The sequence below is a fragment of the Streptomyces sp. NBRC 110028 genome, from assembly GCF_001417735.1.
Lineage (GTDB): Bacteria > Actinomycetota > Actinomycetes > Streptomycetales > Streptomycetaceae > Streptomyces.
In genome coordinates this window covers 587,564-613,850 of record NZ_BBUZ01000025.1, presented here as the reverse complement: position 1 = coordinate 613,850, position 26,287 = coordinate 587,564, and the positions used below count along the sequence as shown (strand labels likewise).

Below are 26,287 nucleotides of genomic sequence, written 5' to 3'. Positions count from 1 at the left end.
GCCCGCCCGGCCCGGACCGGCGGCTCGGCACGCCCGGGGCCGCCGCCCGCGCCGGTGGCCGATTCCGCACCCTGCCGGCCCGGGTCGTTCGCCTGGCTCACCGGCCCTCCCCTCCCTTCCCGCGCTGCCCCACCAGCCGCAGAAAGCCGAAGGACAGCACGCACGCCACCACCGCCAGCAGCACCGCCTCGGCCGCCGCGATGTGCTGGTTGTTGCTGGTGAACGCCTCGTTGTAGGCGGCCAGGTTGGGGGTGTAGCCGGAGTCGATCCCGTTGCTGAGCGGTTTGAGCACCTTGGGCTCGGCGAACAGCTGGAGGGTGCCGATGAGGCTGAAGACCGTGGTGAGGACGAGGGCGGGCCTGATCAGGGGGAGCTTGATGTGCAGGGCGATCTGCCCGGCACTCGCGCCGTCGATCTTCGCCGCCTCGTACAGCTCCCCCGGCACCGCCTTGAGCTGCGCGATCAGCACCAGCATGTTGTAGCCGGTGAACTGCCAGGTGACGATGTTGGCGATGGACCACAGCACGGTGGAGCGGCCCAGGAAGTCGACGTCCCAGCCCGCCGAGTGCGCCATTTCCACCAGCGGGCTGATCCCCGGTACGTAGAGGAAGCCCCACAGGATCGAGGCGATCACCCCGGGCACCCCGTACGGCAGGAAGAAGGCGGTGCGGAAGAAGCCGACCCAACGCGCCGACGCCGCCTCCAGCAGCAGCGCCAGCGCGGTGGCGAAGGCGATCATCACCGGGATCTGGACCGCGCCGAAGAGCAGCACCCGCCCGAATCCGGCGGTGAAGTGGCCGTCCTGGAGGGCGTGGGTGTAGTTGGCGAGGCCCGCCCAGACGTCCTTCGTCCCACCGCCGAGGCCGAGCGGGCCGGTGCGCTCGACCCTCAGCAGGCTCTCGTAGAGCGCGAAGCCGATGGGGGCGATGAAGCAGAGGAGGAACAGCGCGAGGAACGGCAGCAGGAAACCGGCCGCCGCCCGCGCGCCGCGCGCCTCGGCCCGCGTGAGCCGGCGCACCCGGCCCGTCATCCGGCCTCCGCCTTGAGGCCCTTTTCCTTCAGGTCGCTGATCGTGTCCCGCTGGACCTTCTTCAGCACCGACCGGAACGACGAGCCGTCGCCGATGGCCGCCGTGAAGGCGTCGCCGAGCCGCTGGTAGAGGGTGTCGGTGGCCGGGCCCCACGTCCAGCTGGTGTCCACGCCCTTGCTCGCGTCGTCGAACACCTTGCTGTACGCCTGCCCGCCGAAGAAGTCCTTGTGGACGTCGAGGTCGGAGGTGGCGTAGCCCTGCTTGGCGCCCGGGGTGCCGTAGCCGTTCTCGATCAGCAGCTTGATCGACTCGGGGTCGGTGTTGAGCCAGACCGCGAACGCCAGGGCGTCCTTGGGGTACGTGGACTGGGCGAAGACGGCGGTCGTGGAGCCGCCCCAGTTGGCGTACGCGCCGTCCCCCCGCTTCCACTGCGGCATGGGGACGACCCGCCACTTCCCGGCGGTCTCGGGCGCGTTGCCGACCAGCAGCGCGTCACCCCAGCTGGCGCCGAGCCAGGACGCCATCGCGCCGGTCTGAACGTCCTTGTACCAGGCGTTCTGCCGGTCCGGGATGGTCTTGATCAGCTTCTGTTTGACCAGCGCGTCCCAGTAGTCGGCGACCTTGACGGTCGGCTCGTCGTCGATCGAGACGGTCCAGGTGTCGCCCTGGGCGCCGAACCAGCGCGCCCCCGCCTGCCAGGCGAGGCCCGCGAAGCGGTTGCCGTTGGTCGCCGAGAAGGTCTCGATCCAGGCGCCCTTCTTCCGGATCGCCTTGGCCGCCGCCTCGTACTCGTCCCAGGTGGCGGGCGGCTCGACGCCCCACTTGTCGAACAGGTCCTGACGGATGAACAGCCCCATCGGCCCGGACGCCTGCGGTACGGCGTACACGCCCTTGCCGAACACCGACTGCTGCCACTGCCAGCCGACGAACCTGTCCTTGTAGCGCCCGATCCCGTACTTCGTGAGATCGAGCAGCCCGTTGTCGATCAGGAAGCCGGGCACCACCGGGTACTCGATCTGCCCGAGGTCCGGCGGGTTGCCCGCCTTGATCGCGGCGTGCATCTTCGCGTACTGGGCGCCCTCGACCGCCGACACCTTCTCGACCTTGACCCGGACCTCGGGGTTCTTGCTGTTCCACAGGTCCACGGGCTTGTCGATGCCCGGCACCCAGGACCAGAAGGACAGGGTGATCTTCTCGCCCTTCTTACGGCCCTTGGGCTCATCGCCCCCGTCGTCGTCCCCGCCGCATCCGGCGAGGGCGAACCCGGCCGCCGCGGCGGCCGCGCCGCCGAGGACGGCACGCCGCCCGAATCCCGCGTTTTCTGACATGCTCATACCAGCTCCTCCACCGGAATGCGCCGGAATGTGATGGCCGAGTAGGCGCTGAAGTCGCCGGTCTCGTAGAGCAGTCCGACCGTGTCCCGATCGATCCTGACCAGGTCGGAGTAGGCCGCGGGCAGCCCGTCCACGGTGTGCGCCACCTGCCAGGTGACCCCGCCGTCGCGGCTCGCCCGCACCGTCATCAGGGCCCGGAAGCCGGGCGCGGCGGGCCCGGAGTACAGCAGGACATCCGGGTCACCGAGGTGCAGCACACAGCCCTCGACCACCGGCGTCACCAGCCCGGCCTGCGGCCGGAAGGGGGTGGCCAGGGTCTCGCCGCCGTCGCAGGAGCAGGCGTCGGCTCGGGTGCCGGGCGCGGTCGCGTCGTTCCGGGTGTTGAAGTAGACCCGGCCGTCGGGGAGTTCGGCGGCGGTCGTCTCGTTGACGTTGATGTAGCCGTCCGGGTTGTCGTCCACGTACCCGATCCGCCAGGTCTCGCCGTCGTCGTCGCTCAGCAGGTCGTGCCCGCCGTTGTAGCGGCCCTCGGTGCCGGTGTCGCCGGGGACCGCCGGGGGGAGGGAGTGGTTGGCCGGGACGACGATCCGGCCCGCGTGGCCGCCGTGGCGTAATCGCAGCGCGTGGCCCGGAGTCGTGGCGTACCAGCGCCACTCGGGGCGTTTCGCCCCCTCGGTGATCTCACGGGCCGCGCTCCAGCCGAGGCCGTCGTCGTCGCTGTACGTGAGCCACACCCGCCGCCCGTCCTCCGCGGACACCTCGCCGCGGCGGATCCGGTCCTCGGTCGCGGAGGCGGCGCTGCGGACGTGCACCAGGACGATCCGGCCCGCGTGCGGCCCGTCCTCCAGCACGACCGGCGCGGGGTTCCCCGCCGTTCCGTCCCCGTTGCGCGCGACGACCGCGGGCGCGCCCCAGGTCCGGCCCCCGTCGGCGGACCGCTTCAGCACCAGGTCGATGTCCCCGTGATCGGCGGACGACCCCACCCGCCCCTCGGCGAAGGCCAGCAGCGTCCCGGCGCGCGTGACCACCACCGCCGGAATCCGGTAGCTCGCGTACCCCCCGGCCCCGGCCCGGAACGGGACGGAGACCTCGTACGGGCATGCCATGCGGACCCTCCCGATGCGCCGTTGCAATCGATCGAGTGCTCAGCGGAAAAATGGGACGTAGGACGTCCCTTGTGTCCGGCGACCATAGGGTTTGCCTCACAGAGCGTCAAGAGTCGGCACAATGAACAGTTGTCGCCGCGTGGTGCCCGTGCCCTCGAAGGGGTGACCGTCCCCCATTCCTCCGGCCCCCTCGCCCCACCCACGGCAGGATCCGGTGCCATGGACGCCGTACGGGTCGCGCTGCTGCGCGAAGTGCTCGCCGGAACCGAGTGGTTGCAGTCCACCCGCCGCTTCGCGGGCTCCCTGCGGGCCTCGATCGGCTCGCGCGAGGGTGGATTACTGCTCGTGGGCAGCGAGGAGTACGAACCCTGGCACCTGGCCGCGCACCTCGACGACGAGGCCGCCTGGTCCGGGCTCCCGGAGCTGTCCCCGACGCTCGTCCGCCACCGGGTCCCGGCGGGCCCCGCGGTCCCGGCCCATCTGGCGGTCGGCCTGGGCCGCCTGGAGGCCGCCGGGCGCGGCGAGACCCTGCTCGTCGTCGCCCCCGGCGACCCGGGCGCCGGGCTGCTGGAGCGCGTCCACGACGCCCGCCGGGGCGGCGCCACCGTCCTCGCCCTCGACGGCGGCGACGCCGAACTGCACGCCCTGGCCCACGACGCGCTGTCCGCCCCCGAGGGCGCCGACCTCGACCTCGATACGGTTCAGCACCTGGTCAGCGCGGCCGCCGGGGAGAACACCCTCCCGCCCCGCCCCGGCCGCCGCCGCATCCGCGACCGCCTGGCCCGCCTGGCCGACCAGCTGACGTCCCCGCCCCCACCCGGCTGGTAACGGCCCGTTCCCCAGCACACCGCAATCGGGCCTGATCGATACGCGGTGCCGATCTCGCGGCCCACATCACCCCGACCGGCGCCACGACCACCTCGCACCCACAGGGATTCCCCAACAGCCGACCTCAGCGGTCTGCCGCCGCCCACCCCCACGCAATTCGATCTCTGCTACTCGTACGTCCTGAAGCAGTCGGCCGTATTGTTCAGGCTGGAAGGCAGGCTGGAGTTGCGGGTGTGAGGTTTTTCCCACCACAGTTGCTCCGTGCATGAAACGTCGCTTCCGCTTTCGGTGCGCCCCATGACTTGGACGTCCAGGCCGCCCTTGTTCGACCAAGATGACGTCCTGTTGTGGAAGTCGTAATTCGAGAAATAGACCCGGGTGGTGTGATTGGAGTTCCACTGCAGGCGTCGACCCTCGTATTCCTTGGACTGGTAGAAGCAGTACCAGTCCTTACCGATTGCCTCGGTCGGGCACGCGTCTTCACCGAGCGGAGTGGCCTCGGCGTCGGCGGCGCCAGTCCTGTCCTCTTTGATGAGGGACCGGCGGGCGTCTACCGTCTCGGCTTCGAGTCTCTTGGCCGCCGCACTGCTCGGGGGCGCCGTCTTCTGTCCGGGAAACGGGAAGGCCATGATGGCCTCACCGTCGCCCCACGCTATCTCGTACCTGCTGATCTGCACCCCGCCCTCGGTCTTGGCCAAGACGGCGTCGATCTGCTGCTGAAGGTCATCCGGGCCCGCCGCTTCACTCGCCCCGGGAATTGCGGCGACGCCGAGCATCGCGATGAACGCCACAGGCAGCGCCTTGCGCTTGCGGAGCATCATTTTTCCCCCTGGCTGTCGCCTCTGTTCGAGGTCTTCGGTTGATCGAAAAATCTAGCAGAAGTTATATGTGTGGGTAAGGCGTTCGCAAAGAATTCACAAAGGGGTGACTGCTTTCCGGACGCAGTGGTTACCTGGCTGAGATAGATTCCCCGCCCCCTCCAGGCCGCCCTTCCAGCCTGGAGGGGAGCGGCGAGACGACGGCTCCGTCAGACGGGGCGCACGGAAGCCGGCCGGGGGACATAGCCTTCCAGCAGCCAGGTCACGGTCTGGTGGTCCAGGCGCGGACCAGCGACCGGAAGGGGGCGGGGCGGGGGAAGCAACGCCCCGTCAGGCGGAATCGCCCGGGGCGTCGTCCTGCCAGCGGGGGTCGTTCTGCCACTGGGCGTTCCGCTCCTGCGCGGTCTCCAGCGCGCGCCCCGCCTCCGCCGGGGTGGCGTACGGGCCCAGGCGGTCCGCCGCGCGGCATTCGGGGCCCTCTTCGACCTTGTGATGCTTGACGCAGTAGTACCACTCGCCCGGCTTTCCGACGGGACCCTTCCTGAACAGCGCCATTCCGGCCTCCTCTTCCTCGCGGCCATGGTGCCCGATCCGGCGCCGATACACTCGCTGATATGTCTGGCCAGTCACTCCTTGTTCCGGGGAAGCTCTCCCCCGCCCGCCCCGTCCCCGCCTCGATCCCCCGGCCCGAGTACGTCGGGAAGGAGGGTCCCGCGCCGTACGAGGGGCCCGAGGTGCAGGATGCCGAAACGATCGAGCGGATGCGGATCGCGGGGCGGATCGCCGCGCGGGCGATGGAGGAGGCCGCGAAGCTGATCGAGCCGGGGGTGACGACGGACGAGCTGGACCGGGTCGCGCACGAGTACATGTGCGATCACGGGGCGTACCCGTCCACCCTCGGCTACCGCGGCTTCCCGAAGTCGCTGTGCTCCTCGGTCAACGAGGTCATCTGCCACGGCATCCCGGACACCACCGTCCTGCGCGACGGCGACATCGTGAACCTCGACGTCACCGCCTTCATCCACGGCGTGCACGGCGACAACAACGCCACCTACCTGTGCGGCGACGTGGACGAGGAGTCGCGGCTGCTGGTGGAGCGGACCCGGGAGTCGCTCCACCGCGCGATCAAGGCGGTCAAGCCGGGCCGGCGGATCAACATCGTCGGCCGGGTCATCGAGTCGTACGCCAAGCGCTTCGGCTACGGCGTGGTCCGGGACTTCACCGGCCACGGCGTCAACACCTCGTTCCACTCCGGGCTGATCGTGCCGCACTACGACAGTCCGCACCACACGACCGAGATCAAGCCGGGCATGACGTTCACGATCGAGCCGATGCTGACGCTGGGGACGTACGAGTACGACATGTGGGAGGACGGCTGGACGGTCGTCACCAAGGACCGCAAGCGGACGGCGCAGTTCGAGCACACACTGGTGGTGACGGACACCGGGGCGGAGATCCTGACGCTCCCCTGAGCCGGGAGGGTTTTGCCGACAGGGCGTCGGGAAAGGGTGGGGTCAGGTCGCCCTCACCCCACCACGGAGGCTGTTTTGGACGCCGCGCCCACGCCCTTCTCCGCACTCCTCCGCGCCGCCTCGCACGAGCAGCACACCGAGGTCGCCGGGTCGGCCTTCATGGGCGATCTGCTCGGCGGGCGGCTGGGCGTGGACGCGTACCGGCGGTACACGGAGCAGCTCTGGTTCGTCTACCGGGCCCTGGAGTCGGCCCCCGGGCGCCTCGCCGAGGACCCGGTCGCGGGTCCGTTCGTCACGCTCGACCTGGCCCGCACCCGGGAGCTGGAGCGCGATCTGACCCACCTCGGCGGCCCTCGCTGGCGCTCCGGCCTGGAGCCGCTGCCCGCCACGGAGCGGTACGCGGCCCGCGTGGAGGCGTGCGTGCGCGACTGGCCCGCCGGGCTGGTCGCCCATCACTACACCCGCTATCTCGGCGATCTGTCCGGCGGCCAGATCGTGCGCGCGATGGCCGAGAAGACGTGGGGCTTCGACCGCAAGGGCGACGGGGTGCGGTTCTACGTCTTCGAGTCGATCGACAATCCGGCCGCCTTCAAGCGCGACTACCGCGCCCTGCTGGACGCGCTACCGGTGGACGATCTGGAGAAGCAGCGGGTGGTCGACGAGTGCAAGCGCGCCTACGGGCTCAACAGCGCGATCCTCGGCGATCTGGGCCGCCACTTCCCGCTCAGCGCCTGAAGGCCGCGTAACGTCTCCCTGCCGCATTCAGGCCACTTGGCCGAAACTTTGCCATGTGCAGACGGATCTTTGGAAATACTCGGGCGACACACAGGTAAGGCTCAGTTAAGTTAGGTCTGCCTTATTCGTCCCCTGAGTCGTGTCTGGAGCCCGCATGCGAGCCGCTCGCACCCCTGTCGTCGCCGCCATATCGGCGTTGACGACGCTCACCGCCGTCACCGGCTGCGCCGAGAAGTCCGACGCCAAGGGGTCGGACGCCGTCCAGGTCACGGCCTCGGACAGCGCGTGCGAGGTCTCCCGGACGTCGTTCCCGGCCGGGCATGTGAAGCTCGCGGTGGAGAACAAGGGCTCCAAGGTCACCGAGGTCTACGTCTACGCCCCCGGCGACCGGATCGTCACCGAGCGGGAGAACATCGGGCCCGGCACCAAGGCCGTGATCAACGCCGAGGTGAAGGCCGGCTCGTACGAGATCGCCTGCAAGCCCGGGATGAAGGGCCACGGCATCCGGCAGAAGGTGTCCGCCACGGGCAAGGGCGCGGCGGCGAAGCGGGATCCGCGGCTGGACAAGGCGGTGGCCGCGTACCGGGCGTACACGCAGCGGCAGGCCGACGAGACGCTGCCGAAGGCCCAGGCGTTCGCCGACGCGATCAAGAAGGACGATCTGGAGGCCGCCAAGAAGGCGTACGCGCCCTCCCGCGTCGGCTGGGAGCGCACCGAGCCGGTCGCGGAGTCGTTCGGCGACATCGACCCGAAGGTCGATGTGCGCGAGGACGGGCTGGAGAAGGGGCAGAAGTGGACCGGCTGGCACCGGCTGGAGAAGTCGCTGTGGCAGGCGAAGAAGATCACCAAGGCCGACCATGACCTCGCCGACCAGCTGATCAAGGACCTCAAGGACTGGCAGAAGCGGGTCGGCACCGCCGAGATCACCCCCACCGGCATGGCCAACGGCGCCAAGGAGCTGCTGGACGAGGTGCAGACCGGCAAGGTCACCGGCGAGGAGGAGCGCTACAGCCACACCGACCTGGTGGACTTCGAGGGCAACGTCGAGGGCGCCGAGACCTCGTACAAGCTGCTCAGGCCCGTGGCCGCGAAAAACGACCCGGCGCTGGCCAAGGAGCTGGACAAGCAGTTCGCCGCGGTGCGGAAGCTGCTGGACGAGTACCGCGAGGGCGACGGCTTCGTCTCGTACGACACCGTCTCGGAGAGCAAGCGCAAGGAGCTGTCGGACGGGGTCAACGCCCTGGCCGAGCCGCTGTCCAAGCTCGCCGCCGCCGTCGTCTCGAAGTAGGAGAAGGTCATGACCGACGAGGCCACGACCTCCCCTTCCCGCCGCACCCTCCTCGGCTGGGGCGGTGCCGGGCTCGCGCTCGGCGCCGCGGCCGCCGGGGGCACCGCCGCCGCGCTGGGCACCGACGACGGCCCTGGGCAGGCGGCCGACAGCGGCGGCGCCGTCCCGTTCCACGGGGCCCATCAGGCGGGCATCGCCACCGCCGTCCAGGACCGGCTGCACTTCGCGGCCTTCGACGTGACCACCGACGACCGCGCCGAGCTGATCGATCTGCTCAAGGAGTGGACGAAGGCGTCGGCCCGGATGACCCAGGGGCACGCGGTCGGCGGCGGCGCGGTCGGCGACCTGGTCGAGGCGCCGCCGGACGACACCGGCGAGGCGCTGGGCCTCAAGCCGTCCCGGCTCACCCTCACCTTCGGCGTCGGGCCCACCCTCTTCAAGGACAAGAAGGGCAAGGACCGGTTCGGGATCGCGGGCCGCCGCCCCGACGCGCTGATCGACCTGCCCGCCTTCCCCGGCGACGACCTCGAAGCCGCCCGCAGCGACGGCGATCTGTGCGTCCAGGCGTGCGCCGACGACCCGCAGGTGGCCGTGCACGCCATCCGCAACCTGGCCCGCATCGGCATGGGCAAGGTGGCCGTCCGCTGGTCGCAGCTGGGCTTCGGCAAGACGTCCTCGACCACCCCGGACGCCCAGACGCCGCGCAACATGATGGGCTTCAAGGACGGCACGCGGAACATCCCCGGCACCGACGCCGCCGCCCTGGACAAACACGTGTGGGTGAGCGAGAAGGCGGGCCCGGCCTGGATGGCGGGCGGCTCGTACCTGGTGGCGCGGCGCATCCGCATGCACATCGAGACCTGGGACCGCACCTCGCTCAAGGAGCAGGAGGACGTGTTCGGGCGGGACAAGGGCGAGGGCGCGCCGTACGGCAAGCAGCACGAGCGCGACGCGCCGAACCTGAAGGCGATGCTGCCCGACGCGCACGTCCGCCTCGCCCACCCGGACTCCAACGGCGGCATCCGCATCCTGCGCCGCGGCTACTCCTTCACCGACGGTACGGACGGTCTGGGGCGGCTGGACGCGGGGCTGTTCTTCCTCGCGTACCAGCACGACGTGCGCGAGGGCTTCGTACCGCTGCAGCGGCGCCTGGCGCGCTCCGACGCGCTCAACGAGTACATCCAGCACGTGGGTTCGGCGCTGTTCGCCATCCCGCCGGGCGTCCGGGACACGGACGACTGGTGGGGCAGGGCGCTGTTCACCTGACCTCCCACAGCACACAGGGACAGAGAACGAGAGGAAGGCGAACCCCGTGTTCGGCAACTATCTGATCGGGCTGCGCGAAGGGCTCGAAGCGAGCCTGATCGTGTGCATTCTGGTCGCCTACCTGGTCAAGACCGGTCGCCGGGACGCGCTGCGGCCGGTGTGGCTGGGCATCGGCGCGGCGATCGCGCTGGCCCTGTCCTTCGGCGCGGCACTGGAGTTCGGCTCGCAGGAGCTGACGTTCGAGGCCCAGGAGGCGCTGGGCGGCTCGCTGTCCATCATCGCGGTCGGCCTGGTGACCTGGATGGTGTTCTGGATGCGGCGCACCGCCCGCCATCTGAAGCGCGAGCTGCACGGCAGGCTGGACGCGGCGCTCGCCATGGGCACCGGCGCGCTGGTGGCCACGGCGTTCCTGGCGGTGGGCCGGGAGGGCCTGGAGACCGCGCTGTTCATCTGGGCCGCGGTGCGGGTGGGCAACGACGGCTCGGCGGACCCGCTGATCGGGGCGGCCCTGGGCCTGCTCACCGCGGTGGTGCTGGGCTGGCTGTTCTACCGTGGCGCGCTGCGGATCAACCTGGCGAAGTTCTTCACCTGGACGGGCGCCATGCTGGTCGTGGTGGCGGCGGGCGTCCTCGCGTACGGCTTCCACGACCTCCAGGAGGCGAACTGGCTTCCGGGGCTGCACTCCCAGGCGTTCGACATCAGCTCCACGATCGCACCGGACACCTGGTACGGCACCCTGCTCAAGGGCGTCTTCAACTTCCAGCCGGACCCCACGTGGCTCCAGGTCACAGTGTGGCTGCTGTATCTGGTCCCCACGCTGACCTTCTTCTTCGCCCCGGGTAGGGTGGCGCCGTCCAACGCAGCCCCGAAGGAGCCGCAGCCCCATGACACGCAGGTCACCCCGCCGGCCGTCCGTCCTTCCGACCGCAGCGGCGGCACTGGCGCTGGGCATGACGCTGACGGGGTGCATGACGGTGCACGGCGAACGGGAGAACATACCGTCCGTCGACAAGGCTGAGGCCGCCGAAACGCTCAAGGACTTCACCGCCACCTACAACAAGGCGTACCAGGAGCTGGATCCGTCGGTGGTGAGCGAGGTGGAGACCGGCCCGCTGAAGGAGATCAGCACCGCCGATCTGAAGGCGCAGCACGCCAACTCCCCGCAGGGCAACCCGAACTACCCGCCGCTGAAGCTGTCCGACGCGAGCTTCCACATCCCCCGGCAGATCGGGTGGCCGAAGTTCTTCGTGGCGGACACCGACAGCAACCGGGACGCCAACCGGTGGCTGGTGGTCTTCACCCGGGAGGGCGCCGATCAGCCGTGGAAGGCCGCGTACCTGTCGATCCTCAGCCAGGAGGAGGTACCGGCGTTCGCGACCGACAAGGACGGCTGGGCCAAGCCGGTCAAGGCCGCGGGCGCCACGCCCCGGCTGGCGGTACGGCCGGACAAGCTGAGCGGCGCGTACACCGACTACCTGATGACGGGCGAGGGCGACACGTTCGCGGACGGTTCGGCGACGTCGGGGATGCGGGAGTCGCGGGCGAAGTTCAAGAAGACGCCGAAGTTCTGGACGCAGTACATCGACACCCCGGCGGCCGGCGGCGGCTCCGACGCCCCGGTGGGGCTGCGGACGAAGGACGGCGGCGCGGTGGTCTTCTTCACCTCGCACCACCGCCAGAAGCAGACCATGGCGAAGGGTTTCCGGCCCAACCCCGATCCGCAGGTCAAGGCGCTGATGACGGGCGAGGCGAAGAGGGCGGTGACGCTGATCCGGGTCGCCGAGTCGGCCGTCCGCGTGCCCGCGAAGGACGCGGCGGACCCGAAGGTGGTCTTCCTCAACCGCCTGGAAGGCGTCACGGGGGCCGCGGGCGAGTAGCGCGACCCGCTACCGCCCTATCGGCCACGCCGCGCCCTCGTACTCCTCCTCCACGGCCAGGCGGCACGCGTCGGTCAGCGCCTCCAGCAGCGTCAGCGGATCCGGCAGCGGCCGCTCCGGCCCGAGGAGCCACGCCACGCGCCCGTCCCCCGGCAGCCGGGCGGGGGGTACGAGCACATAGCTGCCGCGGCAGTGCCACCGCAGCCCCGGGTGCTCGTCCATCGTCTCGGGGTGGCAGTCCAGCTCGCACGGCCACCACTCGTCCTCGTCCTCCGGCGTGCCGCGCGTGGCCGTGAAGAACAGCATCCGGCCCTGCCGCAGATCCTCGCCGCTCGTCGCGACGGGCCCGACCTCCACCTCCGAGGCCCCCAGCCGCTCCAGGGCCTGCCGCCCCGCCTCGACGGGGACGTCGAGCACGTCGTGGACGAGGCCGGTGGCGGTGATGAAGTTGGCCTGCGGGTCGGCGCGCAGCCACCGGGTGACCTGCTCCGGGTCGGTCGAGGCCTGGGTCGCCCAGGCGAAGGAGACGGGGTGCCGGGCGGGGGTCGGACAGCCGATGCGGTCGCAGGAACAGCCGTAGCCGGAGGGGTACGCGGCCGGCGCGAGCGGGAATCCGGCGGCGGCCGCGGCCAGGAGCAGGTCCTCGCGGGCGCCCGCGGCGCCCGCCCCCGAGCCGGTATCGCCGCCCGTCGCGCTTCTCGGCCGGCGCAGCCACTGGGTGAACCTGCTCTTGCGTTCCATCTATCGCCTCGCTTCACCGCCGCGACCGGCGGTACCGCCGGTACCCGATCAATGCTGCCACCATCCTGCTCCCGAGGTGGCCGGTGTCCGCATCCGGGGTGATGCCGGGATCCACGTCCGGGCGCCGATATCAGGACATAGCCGGACGAGCACCCCTAGCGTTCGCTTTATGATCACCAGGTATTTTCTGACCGGTGCGGCGGTCCTCACCCTTTCCATACCGGCGGCCGTCCTGGCGTGCCCCACCGCCCGTCCGGCCCTCTCCCCCGCCGCCCGCCCGCCGGAACCGCGCCTCGACGACCGGTCCGCCGCCCTCGCCGCCGCCCCGCGGATCATCTACACGGCCCACCGCGGCGGCGCCCTCGAAGTGCCCGAGAACAGCATGGCCGGGCTGACCACCGCCCTGGCCCGCAAGGACGCCCAGGTCCTCGACTTCGACGTCCGCAGCCTGCGCGACGGCACGCTCGTCGTCATGCACGACGCGACGCTGGACCGTACGACGTCCCGGACCGGGCCGGTGAACGCCCTGACCGCCGCCCAGTGGCGCACCGTACGCCTCCGCCCCGCCCCCGCCCTGCGCGGCGCCTGGAAGCCCGAGCGGCCGCCGACGGTGGCCGAGGCGCTGGACCGGCTCGGCGGCCGCACCACGCTGATGATCGAGGCGAAGGACCCGGCCGGGCTGCCCCGGCTGGCCCGCATGATCCGCGACCGGGGCCTGACCCGCTCGGTCTACGTGAACTCCAACCACCCGGACGTGGCCCGCCAGGCCCACCGGATGGGCCTGCCGGCCCAGCTGTGGCGGTCCGCCCGGCAGATGCGCCACGACCAGCCGGGCGACTGGCGCGGGTTCGTGGACCTGCTGGACGTCGACTACCGGGCGCGGGACGCGGACATCCGGCGGGCCATCGCCTCCGGTGTGCCCCATGTGTGGGCGCACACCGTCAACACCCCCCGGCAGCGCGACCGGATGGTGCGGCTGGGATGCGACGGGATCATCACGGACACCCCGAGCCTGATGATCACCACCCCGGTGCGGCTACGGGCCGGCGGAGGACCCGGCGGCGGCCTCAGCGGGGGCTGAGCCCGCGCAGCGCCATCTCGACCACGGCGTCCGCGTAACGGTGGCTGAGCGGCAGCGTCCGCAGCAGCCAGCGGGCGGTGACCGGGCCGGTCACCAGCTCCAGGGCGATCCGCGGATCGAGGTCGGCCGCGACCTGCCCGGCCCGCTGCGCGGCGCGCAGCCGCTCGACGTAGAGCTGGAGCGACGGCTCCATGACCCGGCTCACGAACTCCGCCGCGATCTCCGGGTTCACGATGCCCTCGGCCGCCAGCGCCCGGTACGGCACGTCGTACGTGGGCGACCGCAGCTCGTCGACCGTCGCGCGCAGCACGAACTTGAGGTCGGCCTCCAGGTCGCCGGTGTCGGGGAACGCGTACGGCGCCTCGCCTCCGGCCTCCCGCGCGGCCCGCTCGCCGAGGGCGACGAAGGCGTCCAGGAGGACGGCCGCCTTGGAGGGCCACCAGCGGTAGATCGTCTGCTTGCCGACCCCGGCGCGGGCGGCGATGGCCTCGATGGTGAGTTTGGGATAGCCCAGCTCGGCGACGAGTTCGAGTGCGGCATCGAGGATCGCGCGGTGCGAACGTTCACTGCGGCGGGTCGCGTTGGGAGCCATGCCGGTCAATGTAGCGGCCCCCTTTGCACCCCGTAGAATCGACGGAATGCACGCCCCGCACGCCGCCCCCACCGCCGAGACGCTGCGCACCGCGCTCGCCGGGCTCCTCGACGGGCTGCCGCCCCGCCAGGCGGCCCAGGCGGTCGACCGGCTGATCGCCAACTACCGGGGCCGCACCCCGACCGACGCGCCCGTTCTGCGCGACCGCTCCGATGTCGCCGCGTACGCCGCGTACCGGATGCCCGCGACCTTCGAGGCGGTGCGCGCCGCCCTCGACGCCCTGCGCGAGCGCGCCCCCGAGTGGGTGCCCGCCTCGCACCTGGACATCGGCGGCGGCACGGGCGCGGCGAGCTGGGCCGTGGCCGCCGCGTGGCCGGAGGGCGGCCACACCACCACCGTCCTGGACTGGGCCGAGCCCGCCCTCGCCCTCGGCCGCGAGCTGACCCGGCGCTCCCCCGCCGCCCCGCTGCGCGAGGCCCGCTGGCAGCGGCGGGCCCTGACCGCGGACCTCGCCCTCCCCGACGCGACGGACCTGGTGACCGTCTCCTACGTGCTGGGCGAGCTCACCGCCGCCGACCGCGGCGCGGTCGTCGGCGAGGCGGCCCGGACGGCCCGGGCGGTGGTACTGGTCGAACCCGGCACCCCCGACGGCTATCTGCGCATCCGCGAGGCCCGCGACCAGCTCGTGGCGGCGGGCCTGCACATCCTCGCCCCGTGCCCGCACAGCGCCGCCTGCCCCATCGAACCGGGCGCCGACTGGTGCCACTTCGCGGCGCGGGTGAGCCGTTCGTCGCTGCACCGGCAGGTGAAGGGGGGCTCGCTGGGGCACGAGGACGAGAAGTTCGCGTACGTCGTGGCGACCCGCTTCCCCGCCCCCGCCCCGGCCGCCCGCGTCACCCGCCACCCCCAGACCCGCAAGGGCCAGGTCCTGCTGGACCTGTGCACCCCCGACGAGGGCCTGACCCGCCACACCGTGACCAAGCGCCACGGCCCCCTCTACCGCGCCGCCCGCGACACCGCCTGGGGCGACACCTGGCCACCCCAGGAAAACGACTAGCTAGTGCCGCGTCAGTCAGGGTTTGCCCGGTAGCGAGGCGTCCTGGTGCGGTCAGCTGCAAGGCGCCGGATCGGCCTCGTAGTGGGCCTACTCGGCTGATTCGGCAACGCCGCAGATGGCCGTGCCAGGGCGGCGAGCGGGGCGAACCTTGGCTGACGCGGCACTAGACGGGTGCGGGGGTGAAGACGACGGGGAGGGACGACAGGCAGCGGTACCACAAGGAGGCCAGCCACTCCAGCTCGTCGGGCTCGACCGCCAGCTCCAGATCGGGAATCCGGTCCAGCAGCACCTCGATCGCCGTCTCCGCCATGATCGTGCCGAGTTCGGGGGCGCCCGCCGGACACCCGTACTCGCCGCCGCCGAAGGCCAGATGCGCGTTGTTCCCGGCGTAACCCGCCTGGGGGTCGGGCCACAGTGCCGGGTCCGCGTTCGCGGCGGCGATGCCGAGGACGAGGAGGTCACCGGCGCGGACATGCCGGCCCCCGAGCGTGGCGTCCCGGGTGGCGAAGCGCCCGATGTTGTTCCGGATGGGGGCGTCCGCCCACAGCACCTCGTTCATGGCCTCACCGACGCTGCGGCGATTGCCCGCGAGGGTCAGGGTGAACCTGTCGTCGGTGAGCATCAGACGTACGGTGTTGCCGATCCAGTAGGACGCGGCGGGCATGGCCGCGGCCATCATCACCATCAGGTCCCCGACCAGCTGCTCGTCGGTGAGGCCGGGGCAGTTCTGCAGGTATCGCGAGGTGACGTCCGGACCCGGCGTCGTGCGCTTCTCCGTCACCAGTTGCTGCACCAGCGCGGCCGCGCGCTGCTGGGCCGCCATGGCCTCGTCGGTGGTCATCAGCGAGACGGTCACCGCCTCCGCCAGGGGCTGCAGCCGCTCCTCGGGCATGCCGAATATCGTGCCCATGGCGAGGGCGGGCACCGCGAAGACGTAGTCGAGCACCAGGTCCGCCTGGCCCTTGCCGATGAACTTGTCGATCGTCTCATCGGCGAAGCGCTCGCAGTGCCTGCGCAATTCGAAGGGGTCGACGGCGGCGAGGGCTTCGCTGATGGCCTCCGAGCGCCGCCGGTGCTCTTCCCCCTCCGTGAAGAGGATCATGGGTCCGTAGGCCACCCAGGGCATGAGCTGCCAGTCGGGCGGCACCTCGTCCCAGCGATTCCAGTGGCGTGAGTCGCGGCTGTAGGTCTGGGCATCGGCGAGGACCTGGCGCATCTCGCGATAGCCGAGAACGAGCCAGGCGGGGACATCGGCCTCCAGCAGAATCGGGGCCACCTGTCCGTGATCACGCCTCATCTGCTCGTGGCTCTCGGCCGGGTTCCGCAGGTAGCGCTCCCCGTGGAGCAACGCGGGGCCGGCGTGGGCGGGGCAGCCGGGGGGCGCCGCCGGGCCAGGGCCACCGGATGCGCCCTCCGCGCCTGTGGGGTCCTGAGAGTCCTGCGGATCATGAAGGTTCGTCACAGCGGTCTTCCTCATGGCGGTGGAGCAGCATGCCGTCCAGGCGTACACGGCAGGGGCACAGGCTAACCAAGCGAACGGAACAGGCCAACTGCGACGACATTCCCAGATGTTGAGCAGTCGATCAGCCCAGGGCGCGGGCCAGGGCGTTGGCCGCCGCGGCCCTGGGGGTGCTGTCGCCGGGGCGGCGGCGGGGGTGGACGGTGTTGGCCAGGAGGATCAGATAGCAGTCCCGGGAGCGGTCCAGCACCAGGCTGGTACCCGTGAAGCCGGTGTGCCCGGCCGCGCCGCGGCCCGCCAACCCGCCCATGAACCACGGCTGGTCGACCTCGAAGCCCAGCCCCGGCGCCGTCAGCATCAGGTCCACCGAGGCGGGTGAGAGCACCGGACCCCCGCCCGCCAGCAGGGCGCGGCACAGCGCGGCCAGGTCGGCCGCCGTGGAGAAGAGCCCGGCGTGGCCCGCGACACCGCCGAGCGCGTACGCGTTCTCGTCGTGCACCACGCCCCGCAGCATGCCCCGGTCGAGCTTGCCCCACGGGCGCCGCTGGTCCTCGGTCGCGGCGATGCGCGGCAGCCAGCTCGGGGGCGGGCGGAAGCGGGTGGACGTCATGGCCAGCGGGCCGGTGACGCGGTCGTGGACGAGGTCGGCCGGCGTGCCGCCGGTCACCCGCTCCAGCACGCGCTGCATCAGCAGCAGGTTGAGGTCGGAGTAGCGGCGGGCGGCGCCGGGCGCGGTGCCGGGCGGCTCGGCGTACAGCCGCGCCCAGCGTTCCTCATCGCTGTGGTACTCGTACAGCGGCAGCTCCGGGACCAGACCGGAGCGGTGGGTGAGCAGATGGCGCACCGTGATGCCGTGGGCTGCGGCGGCCGTGCACTCGGGGGCGTAAGCGGCGACCGGGGCGTCCAGCTCGATCTCGCCGCGCTCCAGCGCGCCCACCGCCACGATCGCGGTGAACAGCTTGGTCAGCGAGGCGAGGTCGAAGACCGTGTCGGCGCGCGTCGGGACCCACTGTGCGCGCGGCAGCTCGCGGTCGTGGCGGGCGTACCGCACCGCCCAGCCGAAGGCGCCCTCCGCCAGGGGCCCGGCGCCGGTTCCGGCGGCCACGACGGCGCCCGCGCACCAGGGGCGCTCCCCCTCGGGGAGCGCCTCCACGGTGCGCAGAAGTTGGCTCAGGCCACCGTCAGGCTCTGCTTGGTGCGTCGCTGCCACGGGCGGCAGAGTCCCATGAAGCAGCCCATGGCGGCCAGCGCGCACACCAGCTGGACGACGGCCATCGGCACCGCCGTGGTCTCGCCCGCGATCCCCACCAGCGGCGAGGCGGCGGCCCCGAGCAGGAAGGTGGAGGTGCCGAGCAGCGCGGACGCGGAACCGGCGGCGTGCGGGGTGCGCATCAGCGCCGAGGCGTTGGTGTTCGGCATGGCCAGGCCCATCGAGGACATCAGCACGAACAGGCAGGCCGCGACCGGCGCCAGGCCGACCTCGCCGAAGACCCCGGCGGACAGGACCAGCAGCGCGGTCGCCGCGAGGGCGATCAGCGTCAGCGCCACGGCCAGCACCTTGTCCATGCTGACGCGGCCGACGAGGACCCGGCCGTTGAGCTGGCCCATGCCGATGAGGCCGATCGAGTTGAGCCCGAAGAGGAGGCTGAAGGTCTGCGGCGAGGCGCCGTAGATCTCCTGGACGACGAAGGACGAACCGGAGACATACGCGAAGAGGGCGGCGAAGGCGAAGCTGCCCGCGAGCATGTAGCCGGTGAAGGCGCGGTCGGCGAGCAGCCCGCGCATCGTACGGAGGGTTTCGCCGAGCCCGCCGTCGTGGCGGCGCTCCGCGGGCAGGGTCTCGCGCAGGAAGCGCCAGACGACGAGGGTGAGCAGGGCGCCGATCACGGTGAGGACGACGAAGACGCCGCGCCAGTCGGTGAACCGCAGGATCTGGCCGCCGATGACGGGCGCGGCGATGGGCGCGACGCCGGAGATCAGCATCAGCGTGGAGAAGAAGCGGGCCATCGCGATGCCGTCGTACAGGTCGCGGACGACGGCGCGGGCGATCACGATCCCGGCCGACCCGGCGAGCCCCTGGAGCAGCCGGAAGCCGATGAGCAGCCCGGCGGAGGGCGCGAAGGCGCAGATGGCGGTGGCGATGACGTAGATCACCATGCCGATGAGGAGGGGACGGCGGCGGCCCCACTTGTCGCTCATCGGGCCGACGACGAGCTGGCCGAGCGCCATGCCCAACAGACAGGCGGTCAGGGTGAGCTGGGCGGTGGCGGCGGAGCTGTGGAGCGCGTCGGTGACCTCCGGCAGGGCCGGGAGGTACATGTCCATCGAGAGGGCGGGGAGAGCGGTGAGCCCGCCGAGGACGAACGTGACGAGGAGGCTCGTACGGCGCTGCGCGGTCAGCGGAGCGGTGACCTGGGGCGCGGCGGCGGAGGGGGAGAGAGAAGAGGAGTCGGGTCTGTGGGCCCGGTCGGGAGCGGCGGCCGTTGGGCCGGGCTGCTGCATGCTGGCCTTCCATGAGTCGTTGAATCGTTGTCTATGCTCTCAGCTGAATCGGTGTGCTCACGACCGATTAAGCCGAGGGATCGAGGGTGCAGCGGATGTCCGGAACCAAGGCCGAACCCGTGCGGTGGGGCATCCTGGCGACCGGCGGGATCGCCGCGTCGTTCACGGCGGATCTGCTGGACATGGAAGACGCGCAGGTCACGGCGGTGGGCTCGCGCAGCCCGGAGTCGGCCAAACGGTTCGCCGAACGGTTCGGCATACCCCGCTCGTACGGCAGCTGGGCGGAGCTGGCGGCCGATGACGAGCTGGACGTGATATACGTCGCTACCCCGCACGCGGCCCACCGCGCCGCGGCCGGTCTGTGCCTGGAGGCGGGCCGGGCGGTGCTGTGCGAGAAGGCGTTCACCCTCAACGCGCGCGAGGCGGACGAGCTGGTCGGCCTCGCCCGCTCCCGTGACCGCTTCCTGATGGAGGCGATGTGGACGTACTGCGATCCGGTCATCCGCCGCATGACCGCCCTCATCCACGACGGCGCGATCGGCGAAGTCCGCGCGGTGCACGCGGACTTCGGCCTCCCCGGCCCCTTCGCCCCCGGCCACCGGCTGCGCGACCCGGCCCAGGGCGGGGGCGCGCTGCTCGACCTCGGGGTGTACCCGGTGTCCTTCGCGCACCTGCTGCTGGGCGAGCCCGCCGAGGTACGGGCGCGCGCCGAGCTGTCGCCGGAGGGCGTGGACGTGAACACCGGTCTGCTGCTGGGCTGGGACAGCGGGGCGGTGGCGCTGCTGAGCTGTTCGATCACCGCGGACACGCCGATGACGGCGGCGGTCACGGGCTCGGCGGGCCGCATCGAGTTCCCCCGTGGCTTCTTCAGCCCCGAGCGCTTCGTCCTGCACCGGCCGGGCCGCGATCCGGAGGAGTTCACGGCGCCGGACGGCCTGCGCTCGTACCAGCGGGAGGCGGCGGAGGTGATGCGCTGCCTGCGGGCGGGCGAGCGGGAGTCACCGCTCGTCCCCCTGGAGGGCAGCCTGGCGGTGATGCGCACCCTGGACGCGGCGCGGGCGGACATCGGCGTCCGCTATCCGGGCGAGATCTGATAGCGCTCCGCCGGCCTGTGTCGCGACGGCGTGCGGCACTCCAGCTATGCGGGCTCGAGAAGGTTCACAACCGAAACCCCCGTCTCGCCTCCGACGAGCCGGAGTGCCACCTCTGCACGAGCGGCCAGATCCAGTGGGGTGGTCTGATGGACCTGATCGGCATGGACGATCCGGTCGAGCCCCGCACCGACCAGTGGCGCGGCTGTCCGAAGGGAGGCGTGGAGGGCGACTCCTTGGGTGGACCCGCCGTGCAGCACGATGTTACGAGTGCGGTACAGGCGCCGTAGCGCGATGCGATAGGTACTCATGACTTCTTCCAGGACGCGGCGAGGTTCCGCCAGCAGGGCGACCATCCGTTCCGCTGCTGGACGGTCGCTGTGCTTGGTCCGTGTGCCTGAGAAGTCCAGAGCTTCGCCGCCGGATGTTCGCAACACTTCGGCCACGTATGTTGCCCGCTCGAGGTTTGTTCCGCATGCGGCGAGTCGCCTGCCGAGGTCATCGGGTTGCTGAGGTTTGTGGCGATGTGCCAGAGCGGTGAGTTCAGCTCGTGGCCAGGAGCAGGCGATGACCGCCGCCAGTCGATCAGCGGCAACGGCCTTCCCAGACCGCTCTGTTTCCTGTGGATCATCGGGATGTGACAGCAACGCCTCGATGGCTGCCCATGCGCCGGCGACGGCAGGGCCGAATGCTCCTTGGTTGATGGGAGCCGCCAGTTCAAGTGCATCGTCTATACGGCTGCGTGAGCCGCTGACGCGGTAAAGGTGGCCTTCGTTGACGAGCGTCAGCACATCCGCGCCGCGGGCCGGTGGCGTGAACGGGATTGGCTGTACATGTCCGGCTACCCAGATGAAGGGCAGCGGCGTGATGCCACCACGGTTGCGGCGCAGGAATGAGGAGCGGGCGACCATCCGCTCGACCATCTGCCGGGCCTGCTCAGCCGCACCGTGGGCATCCCGTGCGCTGAACCGGTACAAGAAGCCACCGCCCGGGCGCACACCGGCGGTGTCGTGTCCGTGCTCCCGCAACCAGGCCACCACTTTCCCCTTGGGCAGCCAGTTCGTCAGCGACTCCGCCAGCTCGCGCTGGGGCAGCCCGGACAGGGCGACGAGAACTTCGAACGGTTCACGAGCTGTCCGCGCGAGGCCGGCGGCGCTATCGGCGATATGGGCGATGTCCGCGCGGGCGGCATAAAGCCTCTTCGCCCAAGCGAGCAGGTAGCTCGCGCTGTATCCGAGGTCCAGGAGATGCGCTGCAACCGTACGGGAGAATCGCTCGGGGCCCGGACGGTTCTCCGAGGCCACCGCCACAGCCCAACGCTCCAGGTATCCGGACCGGGCGTGATCGACGACCTCCCGCAACCGCCGCCGAGCAGGACTCGGATCGAGAAGTGGAGCGCTGAGGAGAGTGGTGATTTCCTTGCGCAGCTCGCGCTCCCCTAAGCCACGGTCCGGACCGATCAACTTGCGCAACTCAGCACGCTGCCAGTCACAGGCGGCAGAAGACAGGACACCCTGAGCTTGCCAGCTGCCCGCCTCCCAGAGCTCCTCCAGCGCCAGGAGCGAGCCGATGTCCCACAGCCTTCGTGCCCAAGGAGTGCCTTCATCGGTGAAGTAGTCGATCATGCGCGCGAGAGTGTGGCGCGCATAGAGGCCATCGGGCACGGAAGGTATCGAGCTGGGCACGAAAGGTACGGTAGCGGAGGGAGCGGACCCATGCTAATCTGTACGCAGACTTAAAGGGGCACTCGCTGTTTACAGCCACTGCCCCTTTCTTCATGCCCGGCATCACCCACGCACGGCGACACCCCCGCCGGGGTCCCCAGAAGACGTTTCGACTCGGAGCAGCCGCCTCCCCCTCATCCGGTTGTGCGCACTGGCGTCTTCCCATGACACCTGACCGACCCCCGGGCCGAGGCCGCCCGCTCACGGGTGGAGAGTCGGCTGGCCGGTCCCGGCGGCTGAACGTGTTGTCAAGGCAACGCGATGGCCTCCACCGGAATGGGGCCGAACGACCGTACTTGCGGAGCCGAGCACGGGTACCGTTCTGAGTGTCGCCAGAATGGAGTTCAGCATGCCGTACGGCACCGACGAACACACCGGCGGAATTGGACGGCGTATCGCCGAACTGCGCGTCGTTCGCGGTTACTCACTACGACAGCTTGGTCAACGCGCTCACGTCTCTGCCTCCATGCTCTCCATGGTGGAAAAGGGAGACCGGAACGCGAGCGAGGAGATCGTGGCGGCCGTCGCCCGCGCCCTCGATGTAGGCGTCTCCAACCTGCGCGGCCAGCCGTACCGCGAACAATTGCAGCAGGACCGCATCGACCGCATGATCGAACCCCTCGGCGGAGCCCTTGATAACTGGGACCTCGCCCCGGACCCGGCCGCGCCCCCGCCTCGGCCGCTGGAGAAGCTGCGCGCCACTGTGGCACGCACAGTCGAGATGCGCGCCGCTGCCAACCTCGGCGGACTCGCCGAACTCCTGCCACCGCTCATTGCCGAAATCGTCCATGCCATCCACCTTCACGATCGCCCCGGCCGATCCCGCGAGGAACTGCACGGGCTCCAGGCCGAGGCCGCACGCGGAGTGTGGCGCGTGGCGTACCGGGTCGGCGAGATGCACCTCGCCCGGCTTGCCCTGACCCGCATGGCCCAGGCCGCGGCCGAGTCCGGTGACCCGCGGCAGGTCGCGGTCGAGCGGTGGATGCGCGCGCAGACCTCATGCGAGGGAGGCAGGCCAGGACTGGACGTCGGGCTGCGGCTGGTGAACCAGGCGCTTCAAGACCTCGGCGACGACGGCACCCCGGAGACCCGGGCGGTGCGCGGGGCGCTGCACCTCAAAGGGTCTATCTTGTCGTCCCGCCAAGGCGACAAGGACGCCTCGGACGCGTGGCTGGAAGAGGCACGCGGGCTGTCCCGTGAGACCGGCGAAACGCGATCCTACGAGCTGACGTTCGGTCCGACGAACGTGAAACTGCACGCCGTCGCTGCGGCTGCGGACCGGGACAAGCACGGCTTGGCGTTGAAGCATGGGGCCGGAGTGCACATCCCCGAGGACTACCCGCCGGGTCGTGCCGGGCATTTCTACATCGATCTGGCGCGGGCACAGGTGTGGACTGCTCGGCACGATGAGGCGTTCGCCTCGCTGGTCAAGGCGCGCGAGGTGGCACCGCAGATGACCCGGCATCACCCGCAAGTGCACGAGACAGCGGCGGCGCTGCGCCGGGCGCGGGTGCGAGTTCCGGATCCGTTGCGTGACTTCTCCCTGTGGTGCGGCGTGTAGCGATTCGATCACACTCCGTCAAGAGCGTTGGCGTTCACAACCTGTGAACGCCAGGGCCTTGCCCGGTCGGCACGATGTGACGGTCACAGCACCGTCCGTAATGGAGCCGACCATGATGTCCGAAGCCCTGCCATGGAAGCCGCCGTCCTCCGCAGATGTGGAGGCGTTACCGGTTGGCCACTGGTGGGACGCCGTCCGCGTGGCCGCGACCGTCGGGGACCACGCCCTCAAACTGCTCGGCGACGCGACCGGCGCCGTCATCCAGGACAGCTACACCACCCTGTACTGGCTCATCGCGGTGGGCGGCGCCAAGAGCTGGCACCTGCGCCAGGTCCACGTCCTCACCAAGATCGCCGACGAGGACCACTACCTCGGCGTACCCCCGGTCCACTGGACCACAGGGCCGGGCACCCACTGGCGTGTCCCCCTGGGCCGCGACCGCTTCCTCACCGACACCCGGGCGCTCTGGGACGCACTGGCCGAGGCCGTTCGCACCGAACTCCGGCCCGTACCGGAAGGCCGCCAGCTGTGCTACCGCTGCCAACTGCCCACCGATGAGCCGATCCCGCTCACCGTGGAGCACAGCGGCAGCGTCGCCAGTCCGACGGTCTACGCCTGTCCCCGACATGCCCCCCACCACCGGCAGGAGCGGTCCTGATGACGGGAAGCCGGCGGATCGATCCGGACGCCCTCACCCGCGAGCAACTCCAGGGCTGGGACTGTGTGCTCTGCGGCGCGCGCCTCGCCGCCGACCGGTCGGCCGGAACGGTCACCGTCGACCGGGGGCCGACCCGGACGACGTACGAGGTGTGGGCCTGCGCACCCGCCTGCGGCGGGAGCGCCGCCGCGCAGGAGCCGACGGCCTGGAGCCGGTTCCTCGATCACGCCGCCACCGGATGCGCCGGCTGCCGGACCGGGCGGCGGTGCGCCACCGGGAGCGAACTGCACGGCATGGCCCGGGCCGAAGCGCGCGCCGCCGCGGTCGCGGCCCCCGGTGACCGGCCTGGGCCCGCGGCGTCGGACGTGGCGCCGCGGGCCCTCATCGGTCAGACCTGCTGGAGTCCGGGGTTACCGGCTTCGCTGACGAACGACGCCGCCGTGGTGAGCGGCGCGCCCGGGGTGGTGACCGCGGAGACCGTCTTGTAGTCGGCCCGTGCCTGATGGCCGTCCAGCGTGACCGTCACATAGCCGCGTCGGCCGTTGTAGAACTTCATGTGCGGGTTGGCGGTCGTCATCGTGGACCAGTTGGCCGGTTTGTCGGCGCCGTCCTTCCCGCTGGTGATCGACGTGCCGACGAACTCGACGCCCAGGGTCTTGGACGACGGGTCGTTGAAGTCCTTCTTGATGTCGAAGGCGTAATGGACGTGGACGTCGCCGGTCAGGACGACGAAGTTCTCGATGCCCGCCTGTTCGACCCCGGCCAGGACGCGGTCCCGCGAGGCGGGGTAGCCGTCCCAGGCGTCCATGGAGAGCTTGGAGCGGTCGGCCGTGGTGTTCTTCCGCTGCGAGAAGGTGACCTGCTGCGGGAGGACGTTCCAGGTGGCGGTGGAGCGCCGGAAGCCGTCCAGCAGCCAGCGCTCCTGGGTGGCGCCGGTGAGAGTGCGGGAGGGGTCCTCGGACTCGGGTCCGGGGTACTGCCAGCCGTCGCCGTACGCCTGGTCGGAGCGGTACTGGCGGGTGTCGAGGATGTCGAACTGGGCGAGCCGGCCGTAGTGGAAGCGCCGGTAGAGCCGCATGTCGGGCCCGTCGGGCCGCTGCGGCATGCGCAGCGGCATGTTCTCCCAGTACGCCCGGTACGCGGCGGCCCGGCGGATCAGGAACTCCTCGGGCGGGTCGCCGTTGTCGTCGATGTCGCCCGCGTAGTTGTTCTCGGTCTCGTGGTCGTCCCAGGTGACGAACCAGGGGAAGGCGGCGTGGGCGGCCTGGAGGTCCGGGTCGCACTTGTAGAGCGCGTACCGCAGCCGGTAGTCCTGGAGCGTCATCGTCTCGGTGTTGAAGTGCGCGGGGAGGGTGCGGTCGGTGTAGTTGCGGGCGCCGCCGACCGCGCTGACGGCGTACTCGTACTGGTAGTCGCCGACGTGGAAGACGGCGTCCAGGTCCTCGCCCGCGAGGTGCTTGAAGGCCGTGAAGTAGCCGTCGTGGTACGCCTGGCAGGACACCAGGCCGAACCGGACGTCACGGACCTTGGCGCCGTGGGACGGGGTGGTGCGGGTGCGGCCGACGGGGCTGATCCACTTGCCCGCCCGGAAGCGGTACCAGTAGACGCGGTCGGGGTCGAGCCCCTTCGCGTCCACGTGCACGGTGTAGTTGAACTCGGCGTGGGCGGTGGCGGTTCCGCGCCGGGCGACGCGCCCGAAGTGCTCGTCGCGGGCGACCTCCCACTCGACCCGGACGGCGCCCTCCTCGGGCAGGCCGTTGCCCGGCTCGTAGGCGCGGGGCGCGAGTCTGGTCCACAGCACGACGGCGTCGGGCAGTGGATCGCCCGATGCCACGCCGAGCGTGAAGGGGTTTTCGGTGAGCGCGTCGTTGCGTACCTGCGCGGCCTGGGCGCTGGGCAGGTTGGTGGAGAAGGCCAGTGCGGCGGCTGCTCCGGTGACGGTGAGGAAGCGGCGGCGGCCCAGATGTGCTGCCGCGGCTCGCATCGCCTGCTGATGTGCGGCGTGTGCCATGTGCTCTCCCCTGGCTCGTGGCGTCAGAGGAATTGGAGTGTCGGGGGGAGGCCGCA

The 26,287-nt window shown here is 71.0% G+C and carries 25 protein-coding genes; 13 read left to right on the top strand and 12 right to left on the bottom strand.

The genetic code is table 11. From position 1 onward, the window contains the following. Positions 1-97 precede the first annotated feature (97 nt). Genes ASC60_RS14910 through ASC60_RS14900 form a run of 3 tightly spaced genes read right to left on the bottom strand, consistent with a single transcriptional unit; the run spans position 98 to position 3,470 of the window. Positions 98-1,030 carry a carbohydrate ABC transporter permease gene (locus ASC60_RS14910; RefSeq protein WP_055550885.1) on the bottom strand — a complete coding sequence of 311 codons (933 nt, stop codon included), beginning with the start codon at positions 1,028-1,030 and terminating at the stop codon, positions 98-100. Next, positions 1,027-2,364 (bottom strand): ABC transporter substrate-binding protein, encoded by a 1,338-nt coding sequence (locus tag ASC60_RS14905; RefSeq protein ID WP_107097080.1) that lies wholly within the window; start codon positions 2,362-2,364, stop codon positions 1,027-1,029. Before ASC60_RS14905 ends, ASC60_RS14910 begins: the two co-directional genes overlap by 4 nt. Further along, a complete protein-coding gene (locus ASC60_RS14900; protein ID WP_055550881.1) occupies positions 2,361-3,470 on the bottom strand; it encodes an exo-alpha-sialidase in 1,110 nt (369 codons plus the stop codon). Before ASC60_RS14900 ends, ASC60_RS14905 begins: the two co-directional genes overlap by 4 nt. Before the next feature lie 219 nt (positions 3,471-3,689). On the opposite strand from ASC60_RS14900, the gene ASC60_RS14895 reads away from it, so the two are divergent. After that, complete coding sequence (locus ASC60_RS14895) at positions 3,690-4,298, top strand: hypothetical protein (RefSeq protein ID WP_055550879.1); 609 nt, start codon at positions 3,690-3,692, stop codon at positions 4,296-4,298. Between the two features lie 167 nt (positions 4,299-4,465). Here the strand turns inward: ASC60_RS14895 and ASC60_RS14890 are convergent, their stop codons facing one another. Together ASC60_RS14890 and ASC60_RS14885 are read right to left on the bottom strand one after the other, a co-directional pair. Beyond that, positions 4,466-5,119, bottom strand: coding sequence for a peptidase inhibitor family I36 protein (locus ASC60_RS14890; protein ID WP_234356948.1), 654 nt, complete (start codon positions 5,117-5,119; stop codon positions 4,466-4,468). A gap of 327 nt (positions 5,120-5,446) precedes the next feature. Then, positions 5,447-5,671, bottom strand: coding sequence for a hypothetical protein (locus tag ASC60_RS14885; RefSeq protein WP_055550877.1), 225 nt, complete (start codon positions 5,669-5,671; stop codon positions 5,447-5,449). Between the two features lie 59 nt (positions 5,672-5,730). Here ASC60_RS14885 and map point away from each other — a divergent pair, with 59 nt between their 5' ends. The 6 genes from map (at position 5,731) to ASC60_RS14855 (ending at position 11,754) form a co-directional block, all read left to right on the top strand. Further along, complete coding sequence (gene map / locus ASC60_RS14880) at positions 5,731-6,588, top strand: type I methionyl aminopeptidase (protein WP_055550875.1); 858 nt, start codon at positions 5,731-5,733, stop codon at positions 6,586-6,588. A 75-nt stretch (positions 6,589-6,663) separates the two neighbouring features. Next, the gene (locus tag ASC60_RS14875; RefSeq protein ID WP_055550873.1) at positions 6,664-7,323 is read left to right on the top strand and encodes a heme oxygenase (biliverdin-producing); all 660 of its coding nucleotides are present in this window, start codon (positions 6,664-6,666) and stop codon (positions 7,321-7,323) included. A gap of 154 nt (positions 7,324-7,477) precedes the next feature. Next, positions 7,478-8,611, top strand: a complete 1,134-nt coding sequence (gene efeO / locus ASC60_RS14870) for an iron uptake system protein EfeO (RefSeq protein WP_055550871.1) — start codon at positions 7,478-7,480, stop codon at positions 8,609-8,611. A gap of 9 nt (positions 8,612-8,620) precedes the next feature. Further along, positions 8,621-9,877 carry an iron uptake transporter deferrochelatase/peroxidase subunit gene (efeB, locus tag ASC60_RS14865; RefSeq protein ID WP_055550869.1) on the top strand — a complete coding sequence of 419 codons (1,257 nt, stop codon included), beginning with the start codon at positions 8,621-8,623 and terminating at the stop codon, positions 9,875-9,877. A 46-nt stretch (positions 9,878-9,923) separates the two neighbouring features. Further along, positions 9,924-10,895 (top strand): iron uptake transporter permease EfeU, encoded by a 972-nt coding sequence (gene efeU / locus ASC60_RS14860; RefSeq protein WP_055550867.1) that lies wholly within the window; start codon positions 9,924-9,926, stop codon positions 10,893-10,895. Further along, the gene (locus tag ASC60_RS14855; RefSeq protein ID WP_055550866.1) at positions 10,846-11,754 is read left to right on the top strand and encodes a hypothetical protein; all 909 of its coding nucleotides are present in this window, start codon (positions 10,846-10,848) and stop codon (positions 11,752-11,754) included. Before efeU ends, ASC60_RS14855 begins: the two co-directional genes overlap by 50 nt. 9 nt (positions 11,755-11,763) lie before the next feature. On the opposite strand, the gene ASC60_RS14850 is transcribed toward ASC60_RS14855, so the two are convergent. Beyond that, on the bottom strand, positions 11,764-12,495 hold the full coding sequence (locus ASC60_RS14850; RefSeq protein WP_055550864.1) for a bifunctional DNA primase/polymerase: 732 nt from the start codon (positions 12,493-12,495) through the stop codon (positions 11,764-11,766). Positions 12,496-12,664: 169 nt separating this feature from the next. Here ASC60_RS14850 and ASC60_RS14845 point away from each other — a divergent pair, with 169 nt between their 5' ends. Then, positions 12,665-13,576, top strand: a complete 912-nt coding sequence (locus tag ASC60_RS14845) for a glycerophosphodiester phosphodiesterase (protein ID WP_055550862.1) — start codon at positions 12,665-12,667, stop codon at positions 13,574-13,576. Here ASC60_RS14845 and ASC60_RS14840 read toward each other — a convergent pair. Beyond that, positions 13,563-14,168 (bottom strand): TetR/AcrR family transcriptional regulator, encoded by a 606-nt coding sequence (locus ASC60_RS14840; protein ID WP_055550860.1) that lies wholly within the window; start codon positions 14,166-14,168, stop codon positions 13,563-13,565. The two genes, ASC60_RS14845 and ASC60_RS14840, sit on opposite strands and share 14 nt — an antisense overlap. 46 nt (positions 14,169-14,214) lie before the next feature. On the opposite strand from ASC60_RS14840, the gene ASC60_RS14835 reads away from it, so the two are divergent. Beyond that, complete coding sequence (locus ASC60_RS14835; RefSeq protein ID WP_055550858.1) at positions 14,215-15,225, top strand: small ribosomal subunit Rsm22 family protein; 1,011 nt, start codon at positions 14,215-14,217, stop codon at positions 15,223-15,225. 163 nt (positions 15,226-15,388) lie between these two features. On the opposite strand, the gene ASC60_RS14830 is transcribed toward ASC60_RS14835, so the two are convergent. The 3 genes from ASC60_RS14830 to ASC60_RS14820 form a co-directional block, all read right to left on the bottom strand. Further along, on the bottom strand, positions 15,389-16,687 hold the full coding sequence (locus ASC60_RS14830) for a cytochrome P450 (protein ID WP_370592916.1): 1,299 nt from the start codon (positions 16,685-16,687) through the stop codon (positions 15,389-15,391). A gap of 121 nt (positions 16,688-16,808) precedes the next feature. Further along, on the bottom strand, positions 16,809-17,894 hold the full coding sequence (locus tag ASC60_RS14825) for a serine hydrolase domain-containing protein (protein WP_370592915.1): 1,086 nt from the start codon (positions 17,892-17,894) through the stop codon (positions 16,809-16,811). Beyond that, positions 17,855-19,186, bottom strand: a complete 1,332-nt coding sequence (locus ASC60_RS14820; RefSeq protein WP_055550853.1) for a multidrug effflux MFS transporter — start codon at positions 19,184-19,186, stop codon at positions 17,855-17,857. The genes ASC60_RS14825 and ASC60_RS14820 overlap by 40 nt, the downstream gene beginning before the upstream one ends. A gap of 95 nt (positions 19,187-19,281) precedes the next feature. On the opposite strand from ASC60_RS14820, the gene ASC60_RS14815 reads away from it, so the two are divergent. Continuing rightward, positions 19,282-20,280 (top strand): Gfo/Idh/MocA family protein, encoded by a 999-nt coding sequence (locus tag ASC60_RS14815; protein WP_055550851.1) that lies wholly within the window; start codon positions 19,282-19,284, stop codon positions 20,278-20,280. A 44-nt stretch (positions 20,281-20,324) separates the two neighbouring features. On the opposite strand, the gene ASC60_RS42220 is transcribed toward ASC60_RS14815, so the two are convergent. After that, positions 20,325-21,902: a hypothetical protein gene (locus ASC60_RS42220; protein WP_199830959.1), complete on the bottom strand. Its 1,578-nt coding sequence runs from the start codon at positions 21,900-21,902 to the stop codon at positions 20,325-20,327. Between the two features lie 448 nt (positions 21,903-22,350). Between ASC60_RS42220 and ASC60_RS14805 the strand changes: the two genes are divergently transcribed. The 3 genes from ASC60_RS14805 to ASC60_RS39225 all read left to right on the top strand — a co-directional run bounded on the left by ASC60_RS14805 (position 22,351) and on the right by ASC60_RS39225 (position 24,708). Then, positions 22,351-23,562, top strand: coding sequence for a helix-turn-helix domain-containing protein (locus ASC60_RS14805; protein ID WP_055551128.1), 1,212 nt, complete (start codon positions 22,351-22,353; stop codon positions 23,560-23,562). Positions 23,563-23,674: 112 nt separating this feature from the next. Beyond that, positions 23,675-24,220 (top strand): hypothetical protein, encoded by a 546-nt coding sequence (locus tag ASC60_RS14800; protein ID WP_063787134.1) that lies wholly within the window; start codon positions 23,675-23,677, stop codon positions 24,218-24,220. Next, complete coding sequence (locus ASC60_RS39225; protein WP_199830958.1) at positions 24,220-24,708, top strand: hypothetical protein; 489 nt, start codon at positions 24,220-24,222, stop codon at positions 24,706-24,708. Before ASC60_RS14800 ends, ASC60_RS39225 begins: the two co-directional genes overlap by 1 nt. Here the strand turns inward: ASC60_RS39225 and ASC60_RS14795 are convergent. Beyond that, positions 24,609-26,231 (bottom strand): alkaline phosphatase, encoded by a 1,623-nt coding sequence (locus tag ASC60_RS14795; RefSeq protein ID WP_055550840.1) that lies wholly within the window; start codon positions 26,229-26,231, stop codon positions 24,609-24,611. The two genes, ASC60_RS39225 and ASC60_RS14795, sit on opposite strands and share 100 nt — an antisense overlap. Between the last annotated feature and the right edge of the window lie 56 nt (positions 26,232-26,287).

Bases quoted from the DNA above. Each gene is read 5' to 3' on its own strand.
- ASC60_RS14910 (WP_055550885.1), bottom strand. From the start codon at position 1,030: ATGACGGGCCGGGTGCGCCGGCTCACGCGGGCCGAGGCGCGCGGCGCG.
- ASC60_RS14905 (WP_107097080.1), bottom strand. From the start codon at position 2,364: ATGAGCATGTCAGAAAACGCGGGATTCGGGCGGCGTGCCGTCCTCGGC.
- ASC60_RS14900 (WP_055550881.1), bottom strand. From the start codon at position 3,470: ATGGCATGCCCGTACGAGGTCTCCGTCCCGTTCCGGGCCGGGGCCGGG.
- ASC60_RS14895 (WP_055550879.1), top strand. From the start codon at position 3,690: ATGGACGCCGTACGGGTCGCGCTGCTGCGCGAAGTGCTCGCCGGAACC.
- ASC60_RS14890 (WP_234356948.1), bottom strand. From the start codon at position 5,119: ATGATGCTCCGCAAGCGCAAGGCGCTGCCTGTGGCGTTCATCGCGATG.
- ASC60_RS14885 (WP_055550877.1), bottom strand. From the start codon at position 5,671: ATGGCGCTGTTCAGGAAGGGTCCCGTCGGAAAGCCGGGCGAGTGGTAC.
- map (WP_055550875.1), top strand. From the start codon at position 5,731: ATGTCTGGCCAGTCACTCCTTGTTCCGGGGAAGCTCTCCCCCGCCCGC.
- efeO (WP_055550871.1), top strand. From the start codon at position 7,478: ATGCGAGCCGCTCGCACCCCTGTCGTCGCCGCCATATCGGCGTTGACG.
- efeB (WP_055550869.1), top strand. From the start codon at position 8,621: ATGACCGACGAGGCCACGACCTCCCCTTCCCGCCGCACCCTCCTCGGC.
- ASC60_RS14855 (WP_055550866.1), top strand. From the start codon at position 10,846: ATGACGGTGCACGGCGAACGGGAGAACATACCGTCCGTCGACAAGGCT.
- ASC60_RS14850 (WP_055550864.1), bottom strand. From the start codon at position 12,495: ATGGAACGCAAGAGCAGGTTCACCCAGTGGCTGCGCCGGCCGAGAAGC.
- ASC60_RS14845 (WP_055550862.1), top strand. From the start codon at position 12,665: ATGATCACCAGGTATTTTCTGACCGGTGCGGCGGTCCTCACCCTTTCC.
- ASC60_RS14840 (WP_055550860.1), bottom strand. From the start codon at position 14,168: ATGGCTCCCAACGCGACCCGCCGCAGTGAACGTTCGCACCGCGCGATC.
- ASC60_RS14835 (WP_055550858.1), top strand. From the start codon at position 14,215: ATGCACGCCCCGCACGCCGCCCCCACCGCCGAGACGCTGCGCACCGCG.
- ASC60_RS14820 (WP_055550853.1), bottom strand. From the start codon at position 19,186: ATGCAGCAGCCCGGCCCAACGGCCGCCGCTCCCGACCGGGCCCACAGA.
- ASC60_RS14815 (WP_055550851.1), top strand. From the start codon at position 19,282: ATGTCCGGAACCAAGGCCGAACCCGTGCGGTGGGGCATCCTGGCGACC.
- ASC60_RS42220 (WP_199830959.1), bottom strand. From the start codon at position 21,902: ATGATCGACTACTTCACCGATGAAGGCACTCCTTGGGCACGAAGGCTG.
- ASC60_RS14805 (WP_055551128.1), top strand. From the start codon at position 22,351: ATGCCGTACGGCACCGACGAACACACCGGCGGAATTGGACGGCGTATC.
- ASC60_RS14800 (WP_063787134.1), top strand. From the start codon at position 23,675: ATGATGTCCGAAGCCCTGCCATGGAAGCCGCCGTCCTCCGCAGATGTG.
- ASC60_RS39225 (WP_199830958.1), top strand. From the start codon at position 24,220: ATGACGGGAAGCCGGCGGATCGATCCGGACGCCCTCACCCGCGAGCAA.
- ASC60_RS14795 (WP_055550840.1), bottom strand. From the start codon at position 26,231: ATGGCACACGCCGCACATCAGCAGGCGATGCGAGCCGCGGCAGCACAT.